At 36.0% G+C, this 22,523-nt stretch carries 23 protein-coding genes; 13 read left to right on the top strand and 10 right to left on the bottom strand.

The genetic code is table 11. From position 1 onward, the window contains the following. The first annotated feature begins 42 nt into the window (after positions 1–42). From C8C85_RS16735 to C8C85_RS16675, 13 genes are all read left to right on the top strand, one after another. A complete protein-coding gene (locus C8C85_RS16735; RefSeq protein WP_243412126.1) occupies positions 43–606 on the top strand; it encodes a helix-turn-helix domain-containing protein in 564 nt (187 codons plus the stop codon). Beyond that, positions 603–1,745, top strand: coding sequence for a tyrosine-type recombinase/integrase (locus C8C85_RS16730; protein ID WP_116798029.1), 1,143 nt, complete (start codon positions 603–605; stop codon positions 1,743–1,745). Before C8C85_RS16735 ends, C8C85_RS16730 begins: the two co-directional genes overlap by 4 nt. 292 nt (positions 1,746–2,037) lie before the next feature. After that, positions 2,038–6,774 (top strand): phosphoribosyltransferase, encoded by a 4,737-nt coding sequence (locus C8C85_RS16725; protein ID WP_116798028.1) that lies wholly within the window; start codon positions 2,038–2,040, stop codon positions 6,772–6,774. A gap of 1 nt (position 6,775) precedes the next feature. Then, positions 6,776–8,086 carry a hypothetical protein gene (locus C8C85_RS16720; RefSeq protein ID WP_116798027.1) on the top strand — a complete coding sequence of 437 codons (1,311 nt, stop codon included), beginning with the start codon at positions 6,776–6,778 and terminating at the stop codon, positions 8,084–8,086. Positions 8,087–8,344: 258 nt separating this feature from the next. Next, the gene (locus C8C85_RS16715) at positions 8,345–9,115 is read left to right on the top strand and encodes a RusA family crossover junction endodeoxyribonuclease (RefSeq protein WP_116798026.1); all 771 of its coding nucleotides are present in this window, start codon (positions 8,345–8,347) and stop codon (positions 9,113–9,115) included. 729 nt (positions 9,116–9,844) lie between these two features. Next, a complete protein-coding gene (locus tag C8C85_RS16710; RefSeq protein WP_116798025.1) occupies positions 9,845–10,222 on the top strand; it encodes a single-stranded DNA-binding protein in 378 nt (125 codons plus the stop codon). A 46-nt stretch (positions 10,223–10,268) separates the two neighbouring features. Next, positions 10,269–11,342, top strand: a complete 1,074-nt coding sequence (locus C8C85_RS16705; RefSeq protein ID WP_116798024.1) for a DUF932 domain-containing protein — start codon at positions 10,269–10,271, stop codon at positions 11,340–11,342. Positions 11,343–11,393: 51 nt separating this feature from the next. Continuing rightward, positions 11,394–11,792 carry a hypothetical protein gene (locus C8C85_RS16700; RefSeq protein ID WP_116798023.1) on the top strand — a complete coding sequence of 133 codons (399 nt, stop codon included), beginning with the start codon at positions 11,394–11,396 and terminating at the stop codon, positions 11,790–11,792. A 42-nt stretch (positions 11,793–11,834) separates the two neighbouring features. Next, a complete protein-coding gene (locus tag C8C85_RS16695) occupies positions 11,835–12,371 on the top strand; it encodes a PRTRC system protein E (protein WP_116798022.1) in 537 nt (178 codons plus the stop codon). 17 nt (positions 12,372–12,388) lie between these two features. Next, entirely contained in the window at positions 12,389–12,607 is a 219-nt protein-coding gene (locus C8C85_RS16690; RefSeq protein ID WP_116798021.1) for a PRTRC system protein C, read from the top strand. 17 nt (positions 12,608–12,624) lie between these two features. Beyond that, positions 12,625–13,800 (top strand): hypothetical protein, encoded by a 1,176-nt coding sequence (locus C8C85_RS16685; RefSeq protein ID WP_116798020.1) that lies wholly within the window; start codon positions 12,625–12,627, stop codon positions 13,798–13,800. Next, the gene (locus tag C8C85_RS16680; RefSeq protein WP_116798019.1) at positions 13,797–14,519 is read left to right on the top strand and encodes a PRTRC system protein B; all 723 of its coding nucleotides are present in this window, start codon (positions 13,797–13,799) and stop codon (positions 14,517–14,519) included. The genes C8C85_RS16685 and C8C85_RS16680 overlap by 4 nt, the downstream gene beginning before the upstream one ends. Then, on the top strand, positions 14,519–15,325 hold the full coding sequence (locus C8C85_RS16675; protein WP_116798018.1) for a PRTRC system ThiF family protein: 807 nt from the start codon (positions 14,519–14,521) through the stop codon (positions 15,323–15,325). The genes C8C85_RS16680 and C8C85_RS16675 overlap by 1 nt, the downstream gene beginning before the upstream one ends. A gap of 486 nt (positions 15,326–15,811) precedes the next feature. Here the strand turns inward: C8C85_RS16675 and C8C85_RS16670 are convergent, their stop codons facing one another. The 10 genes from C8C85_RS16670 to C8C85_RS16625 form a co-directional block, all read right to left on the bottom strand. Next, complete coding sequence (locus C8C85_RS16670) at positions 15,812–16,099, bottom strand: molybdenum ABC transporter permease (protein WP_116798519.1); 288 nt, start codon at positions 16,097–16,099, stop codon at positions 15,812–15,814. A 122-nt stretch (positions 16,100–16,221) separates the two neighbouring features. Further along, on the bottom strand, positions 16,222–16,662 hold the full coding sequence (locus C8C85_RS16665) for a DUF3872 domain-containing protein (protein ID WP_116798017.1): 441 nt from the start codon (positions 16,660–16,662) through the stop codon (positions 16,222–16,224). An 11-nt stretch (positions 16,663–16,673) separates the two neighbouring features. Continuing rightward, the gene (locus C8C85_RS16660; protein WP_116798016.1) at positions 16,674–17,234 is read right to left on the bottom strand and encodes a conjugal transfer protein TraO; all 561 of its coding nucleotides are present in this window, start codon (positions 17,232–17,234) and stop codon (positions 16,674–16,676) included. Between the two features lie 27 nt (positions 17,235–17,261). Next, complete coding sequence (traN, locus tag C8C85_RS16655; protein WP_116798015.1) at positions 17,262–18,155, bottom strand: conjugative transposon protein TraN; 894 nt, start codon at positions 18,153–18,155, stop codon at positions 17,262–17,264. 25 nt (positions 18,156–18,180) lie between these two features. Continuing rightward, the gene (traM, locus tag C8C85_RS16650) at positions 18,181–19,512 is read right to left on the bottom strand and encodes a conjugative transposon protein TraM (RefSeq protein WP_116798014.1); all 1,332 of its coding nucleotides are present in this window, start codon (positions 19,510–19,512) and stop codon (positions 18,181–18,183) included. A 53-nt stretch (positions 19,513–19,565) separates the two neighbouring features. After that, on the bottom strand, positions 19,566–19,787 hold the full coding sequence (locus tag C8C85_RS16645) for a nitrogen regulatory IIA protein (protein ID WP_243412125.1): 222 nt from the start codon (positions 19,785–19,787) through the stop codon (positions 19,566–19,568). A gap of 20 nt (positions 19,788–19,807) precedes the next feature. After that, complete coding sequence (locus tag C8C85_RS16640; RefSeq protein WP_116798013.1) at positions 19,808–20,236, bottom strand: hypothetical protein; 429 nt, start codon at positions 20,234–20,236, stop codon at positions 19,808–19,810. Between the two features lie 10 nt (positions 20,237–20,246). Beyond that, complete coding sequence (gene traK / locus C8C85_RS16635) at positions 20,247–20,870, bottom strand: conjugative transposon protein TraK (protein WP_116798012.1); 624 nt, start codon at positions 20,868–20,870, stop codon at positions 20,247–20,249. A gap of 24 nt (positions 20,871–20,894) precedes the next feature. Then, positions 20,895–21,887: a conjugative transposon protein TraJ gene (gene traJ / locus C8C85_RS16630; RefSeq protein WP_116798011.1), complete on the bottom strand. Its 993-nt coding sequence runs from the start codon at positions 21,885–21,887 to the stop codon at positions 20,895–20,897. Between the two features lie 3 nt (positions 21,888–21,890). After that, positions 21,891–22,523, bottom strand: coding sequence for a DUF4141 domain-containing protein (locus C8C85_RS16625; RefSeq protein WP_116798010.1), 633 nt, complete (start codon positions 22,521–22,523; stop codon positions 21,891–21,893).

The following is a 22,523-nucleotide window of genomic DNA, read 5'->3' as shown; positions in this document are numbered from 1 at the left end:
CTGACACACATAGACACAATGGGATACAAAATTAATCACATTATGAGTTCTAAAATTGAGGTTATCAGAATTTGTGAGCACTGCAAAAAACAGTTCACAGCCAAAACAACACGAACGCGATATTGTTCACCCATTTGCAACAGTCGGGGCTATAAAGCATTGGTACGTAAAGGAAAAGTAGAAAAAAGCAATAACGAAACCGTTCAGCTTTTAAACACAGATTTGGAAAAAATAAAGCCACTTGAGTTTCTAAAAATTACTCAGGCCAGCCTTCTTTTCGGAATCAGCAGGAGTACCATTTACAGGTTAGTTAACAATGGATATCTGGACATTGCAAAGTTTGGCAAAAGGACTGTTCTCCGCAGATGCGACCTTGAAGCTTTCTTTGCCATTCCCATTCAGGATGTTACCTTGAAGACTGGACAGCAATTTCCTGGCTTTGACAATTGCTATACTATCACGCAAATTCAGCAGAAGTACAATATTTCTTCAGGAGCGCTCTATCTATTGATTCAACGGCAGGGTATAGTAAAATATTCTGTTGGAAAATTCACCTGTGTAGCCAAACAGGATATTGATATAATTTTTAATGGTGCGGGAAGATGAAAAATATAAATGTTACGCTAAGAAAAAGGACGCTGCCAAGTGGAAAGATTACACTATATCTTGATTTTTTCCCTCCAATCTATAACACTAAAACTCGTGAATTTTCGCGCAGAGAGTATTTAGGTCTATATCTGGTTTCAAAACCAACAAATAATATTGATAAAGCAATGAATTCAGAAAACTTGCAGAAAGCCGAGATGATTTGCGCAAATAGGCTTAATGAATTAAATAAACTGCAAATCTATACACCATTTGAGCGAGAGCGGCTTCGTCTACAGGAAATAGGAGAAAAATCATTTCTGCAATATTTAAAAGATACAGCAGAAAGCAGGATCGGCATTAATGCTGAAATTTGGAAATATGCAATTATCCACTTTGAAAAGTTTCTTAAAAACGAAGACATATTAATGAAGGAAATTAATGTAACAATTATTGAGGACTTTAGGGAATTCATTTTGAAAGCAAAATGTTTAAAGAAAAAAGACCAGTTTTTGGCTCAAAATACTGCCCTATCCTATTTTAACAAGATCAAGGCCACCCTACGAAAAGCTTACAAAAAAGGATTACTGCCAACTGATGTTAATGCTGCGGTTGAAAGCATCAAGGAACAAGAGTCCCAAAGGAATTTCCTTACTATGGAAGAAGCTTCAAGGCTGTTTAGAACACCTTGCAAAAAAGAAATTGTCAAACGCATCTCCATGTTTTCTCTGCTAACAGGAATACGCTATTCCGACATTGCAAAACTTACATGGGAAGAAGTGCAGTATAGTAAAAGTGAAGGATATTACATTAGATTTAAGCAGCAAAAAACTGACAGACCGGTAACTCTTCCTATTTCTCAGGAAGCGTTCGAGTGTTTAGGAGAAAAAGCGGAACAATACAAGAGAGTCTTTTATGATTTAAAAAAATGGGACGTAGACCGTTTGCTGCCTATTTGGGTTAGAGACGCATCAATTGAAAAACACATTACATTTCACTGCTTTCGCCATTCGTATGCAACATTGCAAATGGCGGCTGGGACGGATATCTTTACAGTATCGAAGATGCTTGGGCACAAAAATATAAAGACCACTCAGATATATACGAAAATCATCGACGAGAAAAAAAGGGAAACAACAAACAAAATAACATTTAAGTAAAGTGCAGTTTTTAGTAATGTTGCAGGAAGGTGAATTCTGGCTGTTCATTTATAAGGTGGCCTCCTTAGTCATTTTCAAATCCAAAGCCGATAATTTTATTATGGCTTTCTTTAAAAGAATGATGAAAATCCTGCAAGCATGAAAACTTTTATAATAATTTATAAAAAAGTATATTTACAACTAAGATAAGTCTCATAACTTATAAGCCTATTTAGTTGAATTGGCAAAATTTGTGAGAAATACAAAGTAAGTTAACGGTAATCTGCCAAAATTGCAAATAAAAGTTTAGTAAATGGAAAATACCAAAACCATCAAGTTTCCCAATAAGATCGGCGATAATCAAATTGATTCAATCATAAATAATTTTTACGTTTCTTTTATTAAAGATTCGAGTTCCTCAAATAAATATGTATTTGATTTTTCAAATGTTGAGTGGATTGATAACCAAGGAATGTTGGTTGTGACAGCATTATTAAAATATTTGGTAGACACAAATATCCCATTTAAGTTTCATTTTTTAAAAAATGGTTCAAGTATAGAAACAGATAAGAGGATAGCCAAACAATTTATTGAAATTTGGGAAGTTTGGAAAATTCACGAAATTGTATCTGATCAAAAGTATATGGACTTTTTTGATATAGATGGGAATACTATAGATCGCTTAAAAAAAAGATATGCTATTAAAATTAACAATCAGGAAATTTATGATAGGCATGGTATTACTCCATTTTTGACTTTAGACAAAATTGAAAAATATGAAGACAGGAAAATCGGTGAAATGATTTCCAAAATTTATACATTAAACGAAGCAACTAATGAGATTTTAAAGGATAATCATTGTTTTCTTCCCTTCGAAAACGAAACTATTAGTTCTATTATAACCAAAGAACTTTACGAAAATTTTTTAGATCATTTTAAGACTTCAATTTTTTTAGCTAAAAATGACTATGCATTTATGAGTATAGCTCTGAAGAGAAAAATTTCAACTTTTGGAGAAAAATCGAATATACAACATATTCTTCAACGAAACTTTGAAGAGGAATCTATGCCAGAGATTAAGGATTTTTTTTTCGACAGTAAAAATAAAATGTTTAAAAACGAATCATTACTTCAAATCTCTTTTTTGGACTTTGGCGAGGGAATTCCTAAGTCGCTTTTAAATTCCTATGAGGCAAGTAATAAAAGTGTTTTTTCAAAATCCGTAGGCAGCAATATTGATTCGAATATTTTAGAATATTCCTTTATGCCGACTTCATCTCAGCATAGATTACATGACAGGTATGTTAATTCCTTTATTTCTCCGCGTGGACTTTTTGATTTACTTTCTATTGTTAAACGTTTTGAAGGATTAGTTGTTGCAAGAAGCAATAACGGTAAAGTTGCTTTTGATTTTTCTAATAACAATGATTTTTCATTGGCAGTTCGTCATTTTGATGGGCATAGTAGTTTTTTTCCCGGGACATTAATTACTATTTTTATACCTGAACGAAATTTGGAGAAAAGGTTTGATAATTCATCAATTAAATTACCAGCAGAAAATATCAAATTTAACTTTGTAAGCACAAAAGCAAATTACATTAACCTATTTGAATTACAAAACAATCTAATTCGTTCTAAGGAAGATAAAGAGCATATTTATAATGAGGTATTTAAGCAACTAATTAATGAAGTTGAAAGTATTGATGGAAATTTAATTTATGTAGATTTTAAAGGATACGAAATCGATGAGCGAATAACCAAAAAGATTATTTTCTATTTAACCTCGGATTATGGAATCAATTCTTCAAAAAACATTATAGTAATTAATCCTCCACCAATAACATTTTTAGAATCCATAAGAGATGAAATCTTAAATTTAAGTACTGTTGAAAAAAACTTTAAAATCCATCCCACTGTATTTGTTTATATAGATAGGTTTAAAGACAATTTAGAATTATTTTGGCTAGGGGTATATTCAGAAAGTGATATAGATAAGTTAAACAAACTATTATACGACACTCATGATTTAAGCTATACAGACTTTGAAAATCCAGACGATTTGATTAGCCACATTAATAAATATGATAAAAGTGGAAATTTAGTTTCGGTGATAAATTCCACTCATATTTTAGAATTTTACAAAGACAAGGTTTTACAATCAAGAAATAAGGAGATCGATACTTTAATACGACCAAATATTAAAAAAGAACCAGGATCAATATTTCTTTGTAATGGAAATTATTACCAGTATGAGTATCTTCAACTGTTTGACTTGTTAAGCGATTTTGAAAGCTTAAAATATCTTACCAGTGAACTGTTTCAGGAATTGAAAACTAAGGTTATAGACATTCACAACTTTTTTTTTGTTGGAATAACGGCCAGTAGTCAAAAAATTATCCAATCTTTTATAGATAATGAAGACGTAGATCCAGAAAAATGTATGCTATTGAACAATTATTTTTCCTTTGAGAAGGAACAAAGATTTGTTGATTATTTTAAAAAAGGAGATCAAGTCATTTTGATATGTGATGTGATTTCGACCGGTTACATGGTTAATAAGTTAGAAATCCAATTAAAAAGACATGGAGCAAATTTAGCGCATATTGGAGTTTTAGTAGATGCCATCGATATTAAATTCAAAAATTTAGATTATAAAAACATTAAGGACAAGCTGACAACAATCTATCCGTTCGTGATGAAAAAATTTGAGCGTTCTGATATTTCTAAATTATTACAAGATAAACAGTTAAATGTTATAAGGATAAATCCACTAAGTAACACTCCCATTAGTCAATCAATTGATCACACAAATTATAAGAGGTCTGTTCTAATCGATAACAAAGATTTCTTAAATTTTATCGATCCAAAAAACATAAAAGTAGGATACTTTAATTTTAATAATTTGATACACCCCTACTTTTTTGATATGCAGAAAATTTTGATCGATGGGACTAATTCTAAAGAGTTGCTGAAAAAATTATTTGAAAATTTAGGACAGCAAATTTCAACCGATGAAATTGAAATAATTTTTTACCCCAAAAACTCAGCAATACAACATATTGATTTCGATTTTTTGAAAAATAATGTATTGAAAAATCATAAAGTTGAAATATATGAACTAGAAAGGTTCGCAACAAATGAAGGTTGGAGGTTTTCCCACCCCCCAGAATTCCTCATAAATAAAAGCAAGGATAAATGTGTGCTAATATTAGATGACGGGTCATGTTCAGGGGAATCAATTTTACAAATGATTGATGAAGTTGCATTTTTAGACGTGAGAAGAATATCTGTCTTATCAATCATAGGAAGAGTAAACGAACATAAGAGGGAGTTTTTTTCTAGAATTAATTCCATAAACACTAAAGGCATTAGAAATGTTGAGATAAAAATATTTTTTGGCTCGCAATGGCATGTTCCAACCTACTATTTAGCTAAAAGCCCTGTTGTGGCAGAAAGATATTGGCTAAAAAAATTAAATGAGTTTCCCAACACTCCTGAGACAGTTAAAGGAATTGCAAAAAGAGTTTCATTTGAACTAAAAGCAAAAGGTATCAATGAAAATAATAATGTACACCTCATACAAAACAAGGATGGCAGTAGCACGTTTGGAGATCTTATAATTGCTAGGGATCATTTCGGAAAAATTACAGATTTTCGCTTTTATAAAGAGTATTTCCAGCACTTCGATGATTTTATTTCAATATACGAATCTAAAAGTCGAGAAGTGAGAGGAAAGTATCCATATAGATTGATAGAAGTTTACTGCGGAATAATACTTCATGAACCGTATTTATTTGATAAGATAAAAACCGTCGTACCTGATATAGTTGAAAAAATTCAAGAATTTGTAATTAAAATATTTTGGACTGAAGAAACTATAGAATGGGATGACCTATATTACAAATGGGATAAGAAAAATTTGTTTCATCTAATATTTATAGTTTTTAAAGAAGATAATTTGTTTGATAACCTAACGACCACAAACCTTTCAATACTAATTAATTCATTTGTCGAATCTCAAACCGACCTGGATTATATATTGTTTAAGTTGTGCTATTATCTCGATATTAACGACGAAAATAGAATAAAAGATAAATCAATTAGCCAAACTGAGGTGAAGACTATTATTAATACTGTCATTGAGAACAATTTGATTCACGATTGGAAACTAATTAAACTTAAGAGGTTTAGAGGTTTTATCTCTACTCTAAGAGATAAAAGTGAGAGCTTTAAGTCAAAAATCGCTCGTGTAAAATATAATTACGATAAGATTACTGACGATAGATATCATACTGAATCTGTATCAACTCAATTCGAAATTTCAATAATGCAGATTGAAAGTTTAAATGCTCAGTATAATGCTGATTCCGAAAAAGCAGTAACTACTGCTTGGAATGAAATAGATATGTTTTTAGCAGATCTACTTTCATTTACAATAAGTTACCCGCATTTTCTACTGTCATTTGGACAATCAACATATGACTTAGTGGAAGGACAAGAAAAATCTTTGAGAATTATTCATGGAAAATTATCAGACAAAATTCTTAAATTAAATACATCATCGAATTTTGAAGAAATTCAAAATGACTTAAGTTACGTGTTGAATAAATTTATAAAAAGTGAATCTATCTACCACCAAATCTTCTGCAATATTTCAACAAATAGATTTTTTGACGAATATGAAATCTTTAAAGAAAATATAACTGGAAAATATGGAGTTGAAATTAAGGAAAGTATGAATTGCCCGACTAATATTATTCTGGCTATTCCTTTGTATATGCTTAAGAATATTTTTTTTGAACAGATTGAAAGCAATTTAAGACATGCAAATGTCTTAGAACCTATTATGCTAGATGTTTTAAATGAGGAAGATAGCGTCGTGCTAACTATAAAAAACAGTAAAAAAACAAAAGAGAGTATAGAGATTGGAGGAGGAATGGGATTGAATCTTCTTAAAAATTTAAATTCATATCCAGACCAAATAGTTAATTATATCCATGAAGAAAATAATTTTATTTTCACTCAACAATTAAGAATTAAAATAATATAGCATGAAGCCAAACGACGTTGTTTTGTTTATATATGATACTGATGAAAATTTTAGAAATGAAACAAATCAGTTAAGACTAGGAAATAAAGTTTTTAAAAGTGTGCTCCTAATTGAAAGCATTGAGGATTTTAAAAGAGAGCTTGAAAAATTAAATGAAGCACAGAAATTTGTTCTGATTTGCCATGTATTTCATCAAGAAATCAATGGTGTAAGACATTCCGGTTATTTAAAATTTAGAGGTGATGGTATTGAAGATGAATATGAAATCAAAGCAATATTTGTTTCTTCAGGTGATAATGCTGATGTTTATAAATCAATGTTACAAGATGAAATGGAGAATAGGGTAATTTATGGCTACAGTGGCATTTTAGAAGGAATTAAAAATGACAAAATTACAACGTATACAAAAAATAATATTATGCAATCAAAAAATATTGAATATGAATTTGGAATTATAACTGCACTATATGACGATGAATTTGAAGAGGTGAAAAAATATTTTACTTGGGATAATCACGAAGATATATATCTGGGAAGCAAAAGGTATTGGATAGGACATCTAATTGGGTTTCCGGACAGAAAAGTTGTTGCAACTATACCTTATGCCACTGGAATGGTTGATTCTGCGATTATGGCAACACAAATGTTAGAAGTATTTAAGCCTAAATTCTTGATAATGTCTGGTGTATGCGGTGGAAAAAAGGGGACAAATTTTGGAGATATCGTTTTAGCAAAAAGTATACTTACTTTTCAAAAGGGCAAGGTTTCGAATATGGGTAATGCAGATAAATCTCCGATCACTTTATTCGATCGGAATAATAAACCTGTCGACTATAATCACGTATATGATGAAAATGGTAATCAAATTAAAATTACCGTAGAAAATTTTGAAGTTGAGCATGATACAATCATTGAATTTGAATTACAAGATTCGGTCCAGCCTGAATTAAATAGAATTATAGATCAAATTAATATCAGTGTTAAAGCAGATTCTGAAATTGAGAATAAGTTCAAGAAGGATGAAGTCAAAGTGCATTTTGATAAAATTGCATGTAGTACAATGGTAATAAACAATAAAGGTTATTTCGAAGAGAGTATTAAAACAGTTGATCGAAAAATCGTAGCAGTTGAAATGGAAAGCTATGGTATTGCAAGGGCCTGCAAGTTTGCAAATTTTGGAAATACCAAATGGATCATTTTTAAATCAGTGATGGACAATATGACTAATAAAGATGACCAAGCTAAGAAATTTGCAGCGAAAACCAGTGCCTTATTCTTAAAACATCTTGTTTATGATAGTATTTTAAAATAATATGAAGCCAAAATATAATTGTTAGTGCAAACTATAATTTAAGCAACAAAGGATGTAAAAAGGTGCACATCCAAGTAAAAAACTTGAAACATCCACCTGAGAATTTGAAATAGCTAATTGATATTTTGATGGTATCACTTAACTCGCGTTAGTTTTTCTTTACGGTTTTTCTCTATCTTCCGGGAGATAACTAGGACTCCATTATCAACAAATTTTACCTTGTTGCAAAACGTTAGTTAGAATATTTAAATCAATCACATGAAAATTCAAGTTGAAACAGTAAACTGCACTCTTCATAAATACTACGATATTGAAGAATTTGCAGATAGCCAGATTAAAATAACTTTAAGGTTCGATAAAATAATAAGTAGACAATCTAGAAAAGCTAGTATAGATCAATTATCTGCTCTAATTAAGTCCGAACTTTCGCAATTCAAATGGATAATTGTTGGCAGCATTTTAGTTGATTTGACTTGGTATTTAAATGCTGTTGAGCGTCAGGAAACGGATAAAATTGGAGATATAGATAATATTACGAAACCCATTATTGACTCACTATCGGGGGAAAAAGGCATTTTCATTGATGATTCTCAAATCAATGGTCTTTATTCCTATTGGATGACTAGAAATGACATATATGAGGACAATGTTCTTGTAATTCAAATCAAATTCAATAATGATTACGTCTTATACAAAGAGAATTTAAAGTTCGTCCAGTATAGCAATGCTACTTGTATGCCACTAAACATAGACTTAAATAGCAAAAAGGATCTATTGGTTGCAAAAATTACAATCGCTTCTAGAAACAAATTAAGGCAAGTTGCTTCATTATTCAAATCAAAAGGAACAAATATTGACAGATATTTTATTTGTTCTGAATACGAATTCCACAGAACACGTCTTTCTGGATTTAATTCAAAATCCATTTTGACAACTGAACAGATAAACAAGGCAATTACAAACATCCATATTAAATTTAGCGATATAAAAAAAATTCTAAAAAATAATACTGCAGATAGCAGTAAGTAATTTTCAAAACTAATATTCGGTGAAAAGAATCTTCTTTTACTTTTAACTTCGTTAACGTTCTCCTAAAGAATTGTACTCCTTATACCGTGCTGACTTTTAGCAGCAAACGCTATACTCTATTTTAAAAAATCAATTAACCAGAACATTGAGATAATTAGAGATGATCTCTCAAAATTTACGAAAGAAATATCCAACAAAGAAGACACTAAACGAAATGCTGAATATCTTCCGGTCTCCTAACAGCAAAAACTTAGGTTAAATCAAAACATCCTATCTGGGGAGTGCTTAAAAACAATCTTTAACAACTTAGGGGAGTTGCTAATTCCGCCACTACAGGTGCATCTTTAATCTCATTTGCATTTATCTACTACAATTTCATTACTTCCCGTTCATTTTTAAATTCAATAACCAGTATGCTTTTGTCTCATTTCAGCAGCAAAGGTATTTCCGTGTCCTTAACGCAATAGCAAGGCCAGGCCCTTCAGGTTTGACAAAAAATCTCCACCCATCCGGGTTGTATTTTTTGTCAAAACCTTGCTATTGCTAAACACTAACCTTTTTATGCTCCCGAAACGAAACATAGCATACTCCGGCTCTTTAGACGAATAAAAAAAATGTCAGCAATGAAAAGTAAAATATTAAAAATGGATTTGATGAAACAAAACAGCACCTCCTCTCATTGCCGAATAAAATTTCAAAAAAAATTAATCCACTAAAAAAGCAGAAATCATGAACATTATCGGACGAGTGACAAAAGATGCGCAGGTACGCACATTGTCAAACAGCAAACAAGTAGTAAATTTTTCAGTTGCCATCAACGACAGCTACCGAAATAAAGCGGGCGAACGAGTAGAGCAGACAACCTACTTCGACTGTGCTTACTGGCTTAGCGCAAAAGTGGCGACAATACTAACTAAAGGTTCTCTTGTGGAACTCACAGGCAGAGTAAGCGCAAGAGCGTGGACAGGCAATAATGGAGAAGCACACGCAGGTCTGAACTTCAACACCTCGCAAATCAAACTGCACGGAAGCAGTAAAAAATCGGAAACGGCACAAACTGCCATGGGAATCAATAGTAACAAAACAGAGAACGACCTCCCATTTTAACTACAGGTTTTTCAAACAATTTTTAAACTTTTTAAATCATTTTATCATGGCACATAATATCAATTTTAACGAGAGTACAGGGCGTTATTCATTTTTCAGCGTTCAGCAAAAAGCGTGGCACAATTTAGGTCAAATTGTAGAAGACTACCCAACAAGTTCGGAAGCCATAAAACACGCAGGGTTAGACTATGAAGTCATTAAAACACCTTTATATACCAAAGGCTCGGGCATTATTGAAACGGCAAACGGTATCGAAATAGGCAGTAGTGAACTGGAAGTACCCAACTATTACGCCAATATTCGTACCGATAACAATGCCGTATTGGGTGTGGTGGGCAAAGACTACCACATCGTACAAAATCGTGAGGCATTCAATTTCTTTGATTCTATTGTAGGGGGTGGCGAAGGCATAATGTATGAAACCGCAGGGGCATTGGGACAGGGCGAACGCATATTTATCACAGCCAAACTGCCCGATTATATCCGTGTGGGCAATGGAGATGACGTTACAGAAAAGTACATTTTCCTGACCACTTCGCACGATGGTAGCGGAAGCATCACAGCCGCATTTACGCCTGTCCGTATCGTATGCCAAAACACTCTTAACGCTTCATTGCGAAATATGACAAATGTAGTGCGTATCAAACATACTTCGGGAGCAAAACAACGTATTGAGAACGCATACAAGATTATGGGATTGGCGAATACCCTAAGCACGCAATTAGAGGGCATATTTAACCAATGGGCTAAAGTAAAGGTAACAGACCAAGAGGTAAGAAAGCTAATCCAATTAGCACTTTGTCCAAATAAGGAAACATTTGATTTATTAAAAAAAGGTGCGGAAGATGAAGTTTCCACCTTGTTCAAAAACACAGTAGAAGATGCTTTTACCTATGCTATGGTTAGTGATACACAACAGATGGACACCACCAAAGGTACTTTGTTTGGAGCATACAACGCCGTGACAGGATACTATCAGAATGTACGCAGTTACAAGGATAATGAAGCCAAGTTACAGAGTATTGTAATGGGTGGAACGGCACAGCTAAAGTCTCAAAAAGCTTTTGAACTATGCACCTCTTTTGCAACAGATGGAGCGATAATCTTAACCCTTAATTAAATAACCACAGGCTACTGCCTTAAATGGCGGTAGTCTTTATGAACTAAAGCTATGAATATCGGAATTATTACATACAGGGAATACGAGACAAAAAACATAGGGCTTAATTGGAATTTTAATTTATCAGAACTGCTCCGCATTATGTTGAATAACAAAGATTTTGTCCGTTTTGAAATCTTTGACCCAAACAACAACCTCTTACTGTCAACATACTATCCTAATGTTGAACAAAAGGGGGTATATATCGAAGTTGTCAAGATTAAAAAAGAGACAGAAATTACTGGAATTACGTATGATGCATTCAGAACACCATCGACTATCCGCAGGATAAAAGTACGTTGGAACGTAAACGGTAGAAGGTTCAGAACGAAGAAAGGAGCCCTTGAGTATGTTTATTGGGCAAACAGAAGAGCAACTTTGAAAATTGAGTCGTTCGTTGACCGTAGATAGTCTTAAAAAAGAGCCATGTAAAAACAATTAAATTTTAGAACGATGAACACAAATTTTTTCAATCAGATAGCGCAAATGGGCATTACAGGAGATTTACAACTCACTATTTCAAAGGGCATAGAAAACAATCTTATTGTTTCTATAATACTTCAAAACGAACAATGCGGAGATAACGCAAAACAACTGATACCACCGCTTAATTTAAGGGGAACGGCAGAAGAATTAGACGAGGGATTTTTTCAGCAGATAACAACGCCTTTGGAAACGGCTTCAGGTTTAATGGTCAATATGGAAGCCTTTATGAAGCAATTGGAAGAAGCTAAAAAGCAATCGGCAATGGAAAAGGAAAAAGGAGAAAAAGAGAAAAAGGAACAGGAAGCCAAAGACAAGAAATTTAAAGAGGGAATGGCAAAAGCGGATGAATTGGAAAAAGAAGGCAAATTCCGTGATGCGTGGATGAAAGTACCCGAAATGACGGAGTTCCCCGAAAAGGCTGACGAGATACGAAAACGCAAATCGGAACTATCAGACAAGTTTTCTTCAACAGGTCTGTTTGCAACAGAGCAACCTAATGTTTAATACAAAATCCAAGAGTTATGTTATTAGCAACACAGTTAGAAAGAGTATTTATACTTAAAGATAAAGGACAGGACATCAGACTGACCGACCCCGAAGCACGTTGGAGTGTGGAAGCGGTATTGAATTTTTACGCCAACACTTATCCCATACTAACCACGGCAAAAGTATCTGCCCCTATTATCCGTGATGATAGGATAGAATACAAATTCGAAAGCGTAATGGGAACGAAAGGTTAAACCAAAAATCAAAAATGATGAACTATGCAACGCAATATCCTATCGGGAACTATCAGCATACCCGAACAGAAAACACAACGGCAACTGCACCGACAATTGGGCGAGTTCGCAAATTGGATGCAGAGAGCCAAAGACACAAACGAAGTACTCAAAGACAAGCAGAAATCTGTACCGATAGCTATGCTACCAATGCTTTTCTAAAGTGTACGTTTCTGCCTAAACTGAAAGCAGTGCAATCCGTACAAGCTTGTAAGAAAACAGCAAAAACGGAGAGGTATTTTTACAAGTCCCTTTCCCAACTTACTAAACATTATGGCATTGAACCGTTACAAACGAAAGATTATGGCTATCCCTACAATATAGCTTTGGCTATGTGGGATACTGAAACCAAATTAAAACAAAACAATATCAATTGGGATAATCTACGTTTGGTACAGGACAGTAAGAAAACATTTTTTACAAGCGAAGAAAGATACAGCACAGGCACAACCCTGTACTATATTCCAATTGTGCCACTCTTTCAAATGCTTAATGACCCAAAGCGTAAAAAGACGGCTCAATTGCTTGTTTCGGTTTGCAGTTATCTGTACCATATTGTCGATATACCCTATTACAGACAGGAAAACAGCTATCTATATTGGATGTACGAAATGATGAACGATTGGGTCGAACAGGATGATTGTACCGAAGAAACGGAAAGCTACATTGCAGAGATTGTAAAAGCCGAATGGATAGGCGAACGGATAGAACAAAAACTGTTCAACCGTATCAATTTACAAGTTTTTGAACATCGTTTAAACCATTTTAAAAGCCGTGACACATTCGAACAGGAGTGTCAAAAAGTGGCTTACAATGCCTTTGCCCTCTACACGCAATATCCACACGAGAGCATTTTCCGAAACGCCCCAAGACCCGAAGAAGACCCCTATAATGATGAAAACGACTCCGAAACTGTTGGAATGGAAAAATACATCTCCTTTATAGCAGATACCACAGGTTGGTTATATGAGAGACTTGCCGACAGTATTAACAATGAGTTTAACGAGTATGGAGCAATGGAAGAACCGACCATTTGCAAACGCTTTGACGCAAGCAACATAGCACAAACCAACCTTGATTTTGAGAACCGCCTATTTGCCCTATTGGATGAACTCTGTACACTTTTGTATGATTATAAAACGACAAGAAAATGAATAATGTAAACGACATAACCGAGAATTTCGGAACGCTTTACCACCCAAAATCCGCATTGGTTTTTTACCAAACCAAAGGAACGAATACCGATATGTACGTAGAGCATTTTGATATGGATAAAAACGGAAATCCTGTCAATGCCCACCCATTGACCGTAAATGAAGCTAAAATATTGGCAAAGGCTTTACACACCGATAAAGAAAAAGACAAAGCCTTTTTAAAGCCAAAAGGAATTTTGCCAACCAATATACTGCACATCAATCCGAGTGAAAAAGGCACGGTGCTTTGGTACACCAAAGCACAGGAACAGCAATTGTATTTTGTCAGCGGTTTGGACATAACCAACGGCAAAGCATATGTACCGCCAATGCTTTGGTATGCCAGTAAAAACAGCCTCTCGGTATTTGCACTTACTACTGACAGAAGACCAACGGAAAATACATCATTGTATTATGCTCCTTTCTTCAACATTTATGAAGACGGCAAAGTATGTATGGGAACTGTAAGTATAGACATTAAAAATTCCGCTTCTGTAGAGGAATTTATAAGTGCATGGGAAGACTACTTTTTCAACAGCTATTTCAGCCATTTATTAGGAAAACAAAATCCCATAAAAGGGAATTGCGTAAGCCTTTGGAAAAAGCTGATTGAAACAAACGAAGCCTTTCCTAAAGATGTATTAAAAAAGAACAACAAAACCCTTAAAAATCTTTTGTGATGAATACCGAGAAACTAAAAGTACATTTTACAGATAACTATCTGATAAGCCCGACCAATCCCATTACGGTAAACCTAATCGGTGCAGGCGGCACAGGCTCAAAGGTTTTGACCGCTTTAATGGAAATGAACCACAGCTTAATCGAATTGGGACACGCTGGGTTATGTGTCCGTTTGTGGGATGATGATATTGTGACCAATGCCAATTTAGGAAGACAGCGTTTTGCAGAAAGTGAAACAGGATTGTACAAATCCGTTGCCCTCATTAACCGTGCAAACCGCTTTTCTGGTACAAATTGGAAAGCCAAAACCGTAAAGTTTGAAAAGGACAGTTTAGGCAGGATACCCGAAGAAGCACAGGCAACTCTTTACATTACGTGCGTGGACAATGTACAGGCGAGGTTTGGAGTTGCTGAAATACTGAAAGAAATAAGCAACCGTAGACACCACAGGGACGAACCGAAATATTGGTTGGATTTTGGCAACAGCCAGCATACAGGGCAAGTGTTACTATCTACCGTAGGAAACATTCATCAACCCAATTCGGAGAAATACGAAACGGTGGCAAGCCTGCCAATGATTACGGAAGAATTTGGAGAATTATTGAAGCAGTCCGAACAAGAGGACGACACACCGAGTTGCAGTTTGGCGGAAGCATTGGAGAAACAGGATTTGTTTATCAATTCCTCTTTAACCCAAATGGGATGCTCCCTTTTATGGAACTTATTCCGATATGGTATGACACCGTACAGGGGCTTTTTCCACAATCTGAAGGACTTTCGCACCCATCCCATAAAAGTCGCCTGATAACCGAAATTGGGCGGCAAAAAGACACTCCCTCCTAATGGTCGGGACAGTCTTTTTGCGTCAAATCGGTGCAACCACTTTGGTAAAATATATGTCAATCCATAAATTTCTCTCATATATTTTACCAAACAGGTTGTAATCTAATTTCTAAGGGATATTCATTATCCCTTTCATTGTTTTAGCGGACTTCTTTTCTTTCCGCATAAGCGACCAAAGAAAAGAAGCAAAAGAAGGTCGCTTGGTTAAAGTTGAATTTTAATTTTTTACAGTTTAAGGTTTTATTTCTTAAATTTATAATTAAAAAAAACAGTTACATCGGAATTACCAAATGTTCCTATGCCTATGATAGATAATATAGAATTACATTTACAAATATATCCTAAATATTTAAATAACAATATTTTATATATTTTTATTTAAACAAAGTATTTAAAAATTTAATATCCATCTTTTAGCTAATTTTTTTTGCGCTTTTGAATATTAACGTTACACAGACAGCTCTGTTTTTACTCCTTGCTGTTGTTTTTCCTTATCCTTTTTCATCCTTGAATATGACCACAAAAAAAGAATGCTAATAACGATCAAGCCATATGCAAGCCACTTACCTATACGTTCCAAAAAGCGGACAAACACAGATGCCTCAAAGCTCGAAAAACCTTCCAAACCAGCCATATTACGTCTGTAAAACTTTCTGCGGCTTATCCAGTAGATAAGTCCTATGCTTGTAACAAGGGGAATAATACCCAGTACCAATTGAGAGGTAACTGCATCCATAATTACAAAGATTATAATCCAAATAAATTTAAACAAAATCATCTTATGAGAAAAGTTGAAAATCAAAAAACCGACTTGCACGTAAAATCAGCAGGCCGGTTTTGATTTATTTCGTTTTCATCTTAGTCACTGTTGTTAAACTCAAAGCTTAATTGCTTTTCGTTTCCAAAATTATCCGAAATCCATACGTCAAAGGATTGCGATACAGTGGAGTTCGAAGTATAATAGAGCCTAAATTGCTTCGCCTGCAACGGGTACAAATCGTTTGGCAGATACGGCGGTTCTTCATAATACTGCAAAGTTCCTTGTCCATCAAACTGAAAGTAGCGAAGATAGTATTGCGCGTTACTATAATTGCTGGTTGGCTGTATCGTCAGCCTAATCTCCACGGTATTGCCATTAGCAATTTCTTTGGGTACGGGCATCACCTTTAGCTCAAAAGGGAAATCATTTTGTATTTCAAGTTCGTCTTTACTGCAGGATGTAAAAGAACTTATCAGGATTGCCAGCAATACATACATTGGCAGTAACCCTATTCTGAATTTATTAAAAAATGCTATCATAGTTTTATATTTTAGAAGTTAAACCTCAACCCCAGACCCGCTGAAGGTCGAAACTGTTCCAGATCCGTACCCCACAAAACTTTAGTGCGCCCCTGAAGGATCAATACACAACGGTCGGACAAATATGTTTCAAAAGACAGCCGTCCGCCTGCACCGTAAATGAAGTTGTCTTCAGTCAATATTTTTGCCCCATCATACAACAGATTTTTGCCTCGGTTAATACTTTCATAACCCAGTACACCAGTTATGGCTGTATTAAGGGTAATGCTCTTACGGGCGTCACCCAGCAGAAAGAAACTGTAACCACCTTCGGTTGTATAGGTTTCCTGTGGTAAACAGAGGTCTTTATACTCATCATATTGGTGCGTGTATTCCAAAGCCCAAAGCTGGTAATTGCCATTTTTACCGTTTACAGTCATACCGATATTGAGATAGTAGTTCCTGCCTGGATGGTCATCGGATAAGGTTCCTGCGTTTACTTCCAACCCTTTTTGTTTAGGCAGCATTCGTTGTGCCTGTGCGACAGTGATACCTATAAGGGCAAACATCATCGTATAAATATACTTTTTCATTTTTCTGTTGTTATTTTTAATGGATTACTAAAATTTCAGGTGCATATCGTTAATCAAACGAGCCTTGATCAAATCGGAATTTTCTACTTGAAGTGTTTGATGTCTACCACCGTTTTTCTCAAAAATCTCAATCAACAACATCTTGTCATCGGCAATGGTAAACTGGTCTAATAGGAACACATTTTGTTCAGTTCTTTTTCCGTCAATCTCACTCAGTGGCTTGTAAGTGCGTAGTGGTATCATTGGCTTTTCCTGTACCACGGTTCGCTTTGCAATCTTTTTGTCCACTACCTTGAAATTGATAAAATCAATCTGGAAAGGAACATTGGTACGGTTTGCGAGTTCTGTATTGAAATAGTATTTACCATTATGGATGTAAATTCCTTTGAGAATAAACTGTATGCCGAAACTTTTCGCTCCGATATGCTTTACAATGCGCTTATCGTTTTTGTAAATGGTTTCCAATAACAAACCTGCCAGAGATGGAGAATTGTTTCCCAATTCTTCAAAAAGCACATCGTTCCCGCCCGCTTTATCCACTGCCTTTTGCATTGATAGCAGGTCATAACTCAATGCCTCTGGGCATGAATTATAATGTACATTGAAGCTGTAAAAGCGGCCATCATTGGTGATTACAGAAAAATTTGTCTCTGGTGCAAACTCTCTTATCGATGCTTTTACACGAAGTACATTTTCCGCATCTTCTGCTTTTCCTGCAATCAGGTATTCACTGCCCAAATCCACATAGCGTATAGCAGTTGGGAAAATCAGATGTGAAGTTTTGTCATAAGTAACTTCCATACAGAACGGTTCTATCTTACCTAAAGTAAGGGAACTTTTTGCACTGTCCTGTGCAAAAGAGGAAATGGCAAAGCCAATGATCAGGGCAAATGCCCACAAGGTTCTAAAATGATTTTTCATTGTTTAATTCTATTTATGTTTTACATTATTTTTTGGAGACAAGAAACAGTTGATGACCTGCCTTTAAGGTAACTTTCGGTGTCTTCACTTTTTTGGAGAAATAACCCGAAATGCCCTGAACTACGCCACGGCTCAAATCAGCGGCAACCTGTTGTCCTGCCGATTGGGTAAGCATCAGGCTTGTACCGGATTGCTGGCTCATATTGCCTGCCATTTCGCTAAGGGCATTCATTTCGGGCGAATACGGCACATACAAACCTTGCTGACCGTCCAGATCATAAACCGTAATATCAACCGGGAGGATGTTTCCGTCCAATTCTATGGAAATAACCTTCATCTGTAAACGTCCTCCCTCAAGTTTGGCGTTAGCCGTTAAAATTGTTCCCTTGGGAATGGTACGATTAGGCGTTTGGGCCGGTTCCAATAAGCGGAGGCGTACACCGCTTTCACCGATAATGGTCTGCGTTTCCTGTACACAGGCTTTGATACTGTTTTTGGGTTGTACCACTTGCTCTAAAGCACCTGCAGTATAAAAACGGCTGTTCTTGTTTTGATTCCAATCAGCTAAAAAGACACTATCGGTAGGCTCACGGTACAAGACGGATACGGTGTTCTTTCTTGTAGAAGTGAATGCCACAAACTGCTCTTTTTGTTTAGTAGAAGAAGAAGACTTAGAAACAACACCATTGGCAGGTACTGCTTCTCCCGTATTTGTGCCTGAAGGAAGATATTTTGCAGCCATCTGATAGGATTTCTCCATTAATGCCAATTGGTCATCTACTGTTGCTCTGGCTGGAACATCTTTCTCAGCTAGTTTTTCCTTTAATTCTTCCAATTGTTTGTGGAGTTCCTGTGTTTCAGAATTATCGTCCTTATAGAAAGAACCTAAAGTGCTTTGCACGTTGCGGTAACTGTTCAAAGCGGGATTATTTTGTTTTCCAGATCCGTTGGCACTACTGTAGCTTTCTTGCTCCTCAGGCAGCTCCTCTCCCGCTTCTCCTTTTCCGTCTTCATTCCAGTAATCAGAAAGAGATGTGAGATCGTTCCGTTTTTTTTGATTCTTACGTTCCAGCATTTCCTCCTCGTATGCCTTACCTTTATCATCAGGCATTCCTCCACCAGTAGCTTGTGGTACGACATCGTTCAGTCCGATTTTATCAATTTCCTTTTTCTCGGAAGACGGTTTAAAGATCAGGTACATACAGCAGAGGAACACAACACCCATCAAACCGAATATAAGAGGTTTTTTAAGCTTTTGAATTTTATTCTGTGTACTGTCTTGCAATACATCATCGGTTGCTGCAGGGTTACCTTCCGTTACCCGAACAATCGTTTTTTTGTTCTCATTTACTTTCATAAATCTTATTTTTATAAATTGTTGTTAATGTATCCTGCAATTTTGTAGGACTTTCATTTTTTTTTGTGGATGGGGTTCTCGATATGCTCAATACCTATATCGTTATGGGACTTTGAAGTTTCATACCATACTTTGCCAATGACCACCGCAGTAAGCAGCAGATAACCCACCAAGAAGTACAGCATACATTGATGCTGTTTTTGTATTGGCAATACCCGCCAACGTTCATCCAGCTTGTCAAAGTACCTGTCCATAGTTGTTCTTAATTTTTTCATAGCCTTCTAATTTCTTTTTGTTATAGCTTGAAACGCTTTGGACTTTTTTCTGCCTCCTGCTTCGGCTCTTCACTAACCAAAGCGATTGAAGCAATTGCTTTGGGTACGGATAGTATAGAAAGGTCTGTCAGAGCTGATTTTTTCATCAGTTGTCCGAAGCCATCTTTTTTTGCTACCTCCATTCTGTTGAGAGAGAATTTGCCGTTCAGGTATTTTACCCACATATTGCATTCTACACGAGGCTTATCTTCTCCCGACCATTGCAGATAGCTTGTCAGCAACAATTCCTGTTTAGGCAAATTATCGGCATCCTTTTGGCAACTTTCGAGGTATTCATAGATACTGTCTTTTAGCTTTCCGGGATACGCGCCCTGAGTGTGGAAATAACCGCTATATCCTTTTTCGGTAAGGTTTATAGCGAAAGTGTTTAAATCTGAAAATGTTTCCATACGATTATTTTTAGCGTTCGATGACTTCAATGTCCTTGTTTTCGACCACCGAAAATTTTTCTATATTGAAGCCCTGCGGGTTATTGTCCGAACGGACGGAATTGACCAGATAGCAGGAAGTAACCAGATTACGTTTAGTCACATTGCTGGAACGGATGATGAACTGTTTGGCATAGGTGCGAACCGCATAGGGATACCTGTCGAAATTGCAGACCACACTATCCACTTCTATACGCTGCTGCACATTACCTGATATAATACGGTTGTAATATCCCTTTTCCGAAAGGTCTTTGTAATAATCAAAGGCACTTTTATCGGCAAGATTAAACGCCCGTCTCATATTACTTTCGATAGCATTCTTATCGGGAGCCAGCGTAAAGAACAATTCATGAAAGTGCCTTACGTGTTCCCTCCCTTCGACCGGACGGTTGATGGATGCGTCCTGTGCAAGAGCCAGCATTAGTGATTTTCCATTGTCCAGCACATAGATTTTTTGGCGTTGTTCTTCTGCAAAGCGGTAGGATTGCCATACGGCATATCCTGCAACACTTATGCAGAGAACGGCAAATACAAGGGCGTAAAGTCTTATTTGACGAAAGCTGTTTTCGATATTTCTTAGTGTTTTAAATTCCATTTTTTACTGATTAATAGTTTTACATTATTTGAGTAACTGTCCGCCGATATTTCCTGCTGCCGAACCTGCCCCAGCTCCAGCAATATTTCCAGCTTTCATTGCGGCTTGATTCACGTTACGGGTAAAATTTCCCGCTCCGCCAGCCTGAATGATCCAGCCTGTCACTGTAGGAATGGTAAAATATCCCACAATGCCAATGATCATAAAAATTACATACACGGTATTTGAGGTATCGGGAATGAAAGTCGGGTCAGCAAGCATTTCAATATCCCTTTCTATAATCAGGGATTGTATCTTGGCAAGCATAGAGCTGAAGAGGTCGGCTACAGGTAACCATAAATACACACTGACATATCGCGTAAGCCATTGCGTAAGTGTGGATTGAAAACCATCCCAGACCGATATAGCAAAAGCTATCGGACCCAAAATTGATAACACAATCAAAAAGAATGTACGTATGGTGTCAATCACCAAAGCAGCTGCTTGAAATAGAATTTCCAGCAATTCCCTGAACCAGTTTTTTACAGACTGCTCAATGCTATACATCCCTCTTTCCATATACATCCCCGACATCGTGGCCAGATCCGATGGCGACCAGCCCAGTTCTTCCAGTTTTTTATCGAACTCTTCGTTTGATATCAAATAGGCATTTTCAGGATTTCGAAGCATAGCTTCCCGTTCCAACAGATCTTTTTTTGTCTGTAGGTCGTTCAGGTCAAGCACCTGATTTTCGAGGATGGCATGCGTCCCTTGCACTATCGGGCTAAGGATTGCATTGATTGTTCCAAGTACCATAGTAGGGAAAAACATGATGCAAAGACCCAAAGCAAAAGGACGTAGTAAAGGATACACATCTATCGGCTCTGCCCGGCTTAGTGCCTGCCACACCTTAATAGCTATATAGAATAAGGATCCCAAGCCTGCCACTCCTTTAGCCACTGCCGCCATATCGGCGGACAGTGGAAGCATCTCATCATACAAGGAGCGCAGAACCTCGTGAAGATTATCAAATTCCATAGCTTACCAGTATTTTTGGTTAGCGGTTCCGTAGAGTTCAAGTACTCTTTTGCTATTGTTCTGCTTTTTTGCCCTAACAAAACTTACTGAGATATTTTTGTTCGTGTAATAGCGTACAAGGCTGTGGTATTCCTTAATTTCTTTGTATACACGGTCAATAATATCCATACGTTCTTTGTCATTCAAAGACAAGCTGGAAGAACTTACGATCTGTTTGAGTTCTTTCAGCAGTTCGGTACTTTCGTTAAGCAGTGCTGCATAACCATTGGCAATAGCTATTAATTCTTGGGCAGAAAAATTGGGATCGTTCATCATTTTTCCAAAATTCTGCACATACATTTCTGACACATCACCAACCAGCAGTACTGTTTGCTGTACCTTGCGTGCATCTTTGACTAGATTATTTACAGCTTGTAGCTTATCATAGTATTCTTTGCCCTGCTTATATACCTTTTCCACTTCCTTGAAATTTTTGACAACATTGGATACCGTGTTTGAAGTCTGTACAATTTCATTGGCACTGTTAAGAATACCTGAAGCCAGGTTTGCAGGATCGGTAACCACCCATTGGGCTTTTGCGGACGGTGCTACAGCCAGCATTAGTACTGTCAACACCATGAATAGTATTTTTTTCAT

Origin of the sequence: Flavobacterium sp. 103, assembly GCF_003096795.1 — a bacterium.
Lineage (GTDB): Bacteria > Bacteroidota > Bacteroidia > Flavobacteriales > Flavobacteriaceae > Flavobacterium.
This window is presented reverse-complemented; position numbering and strand designations above follow the sequence as displayed.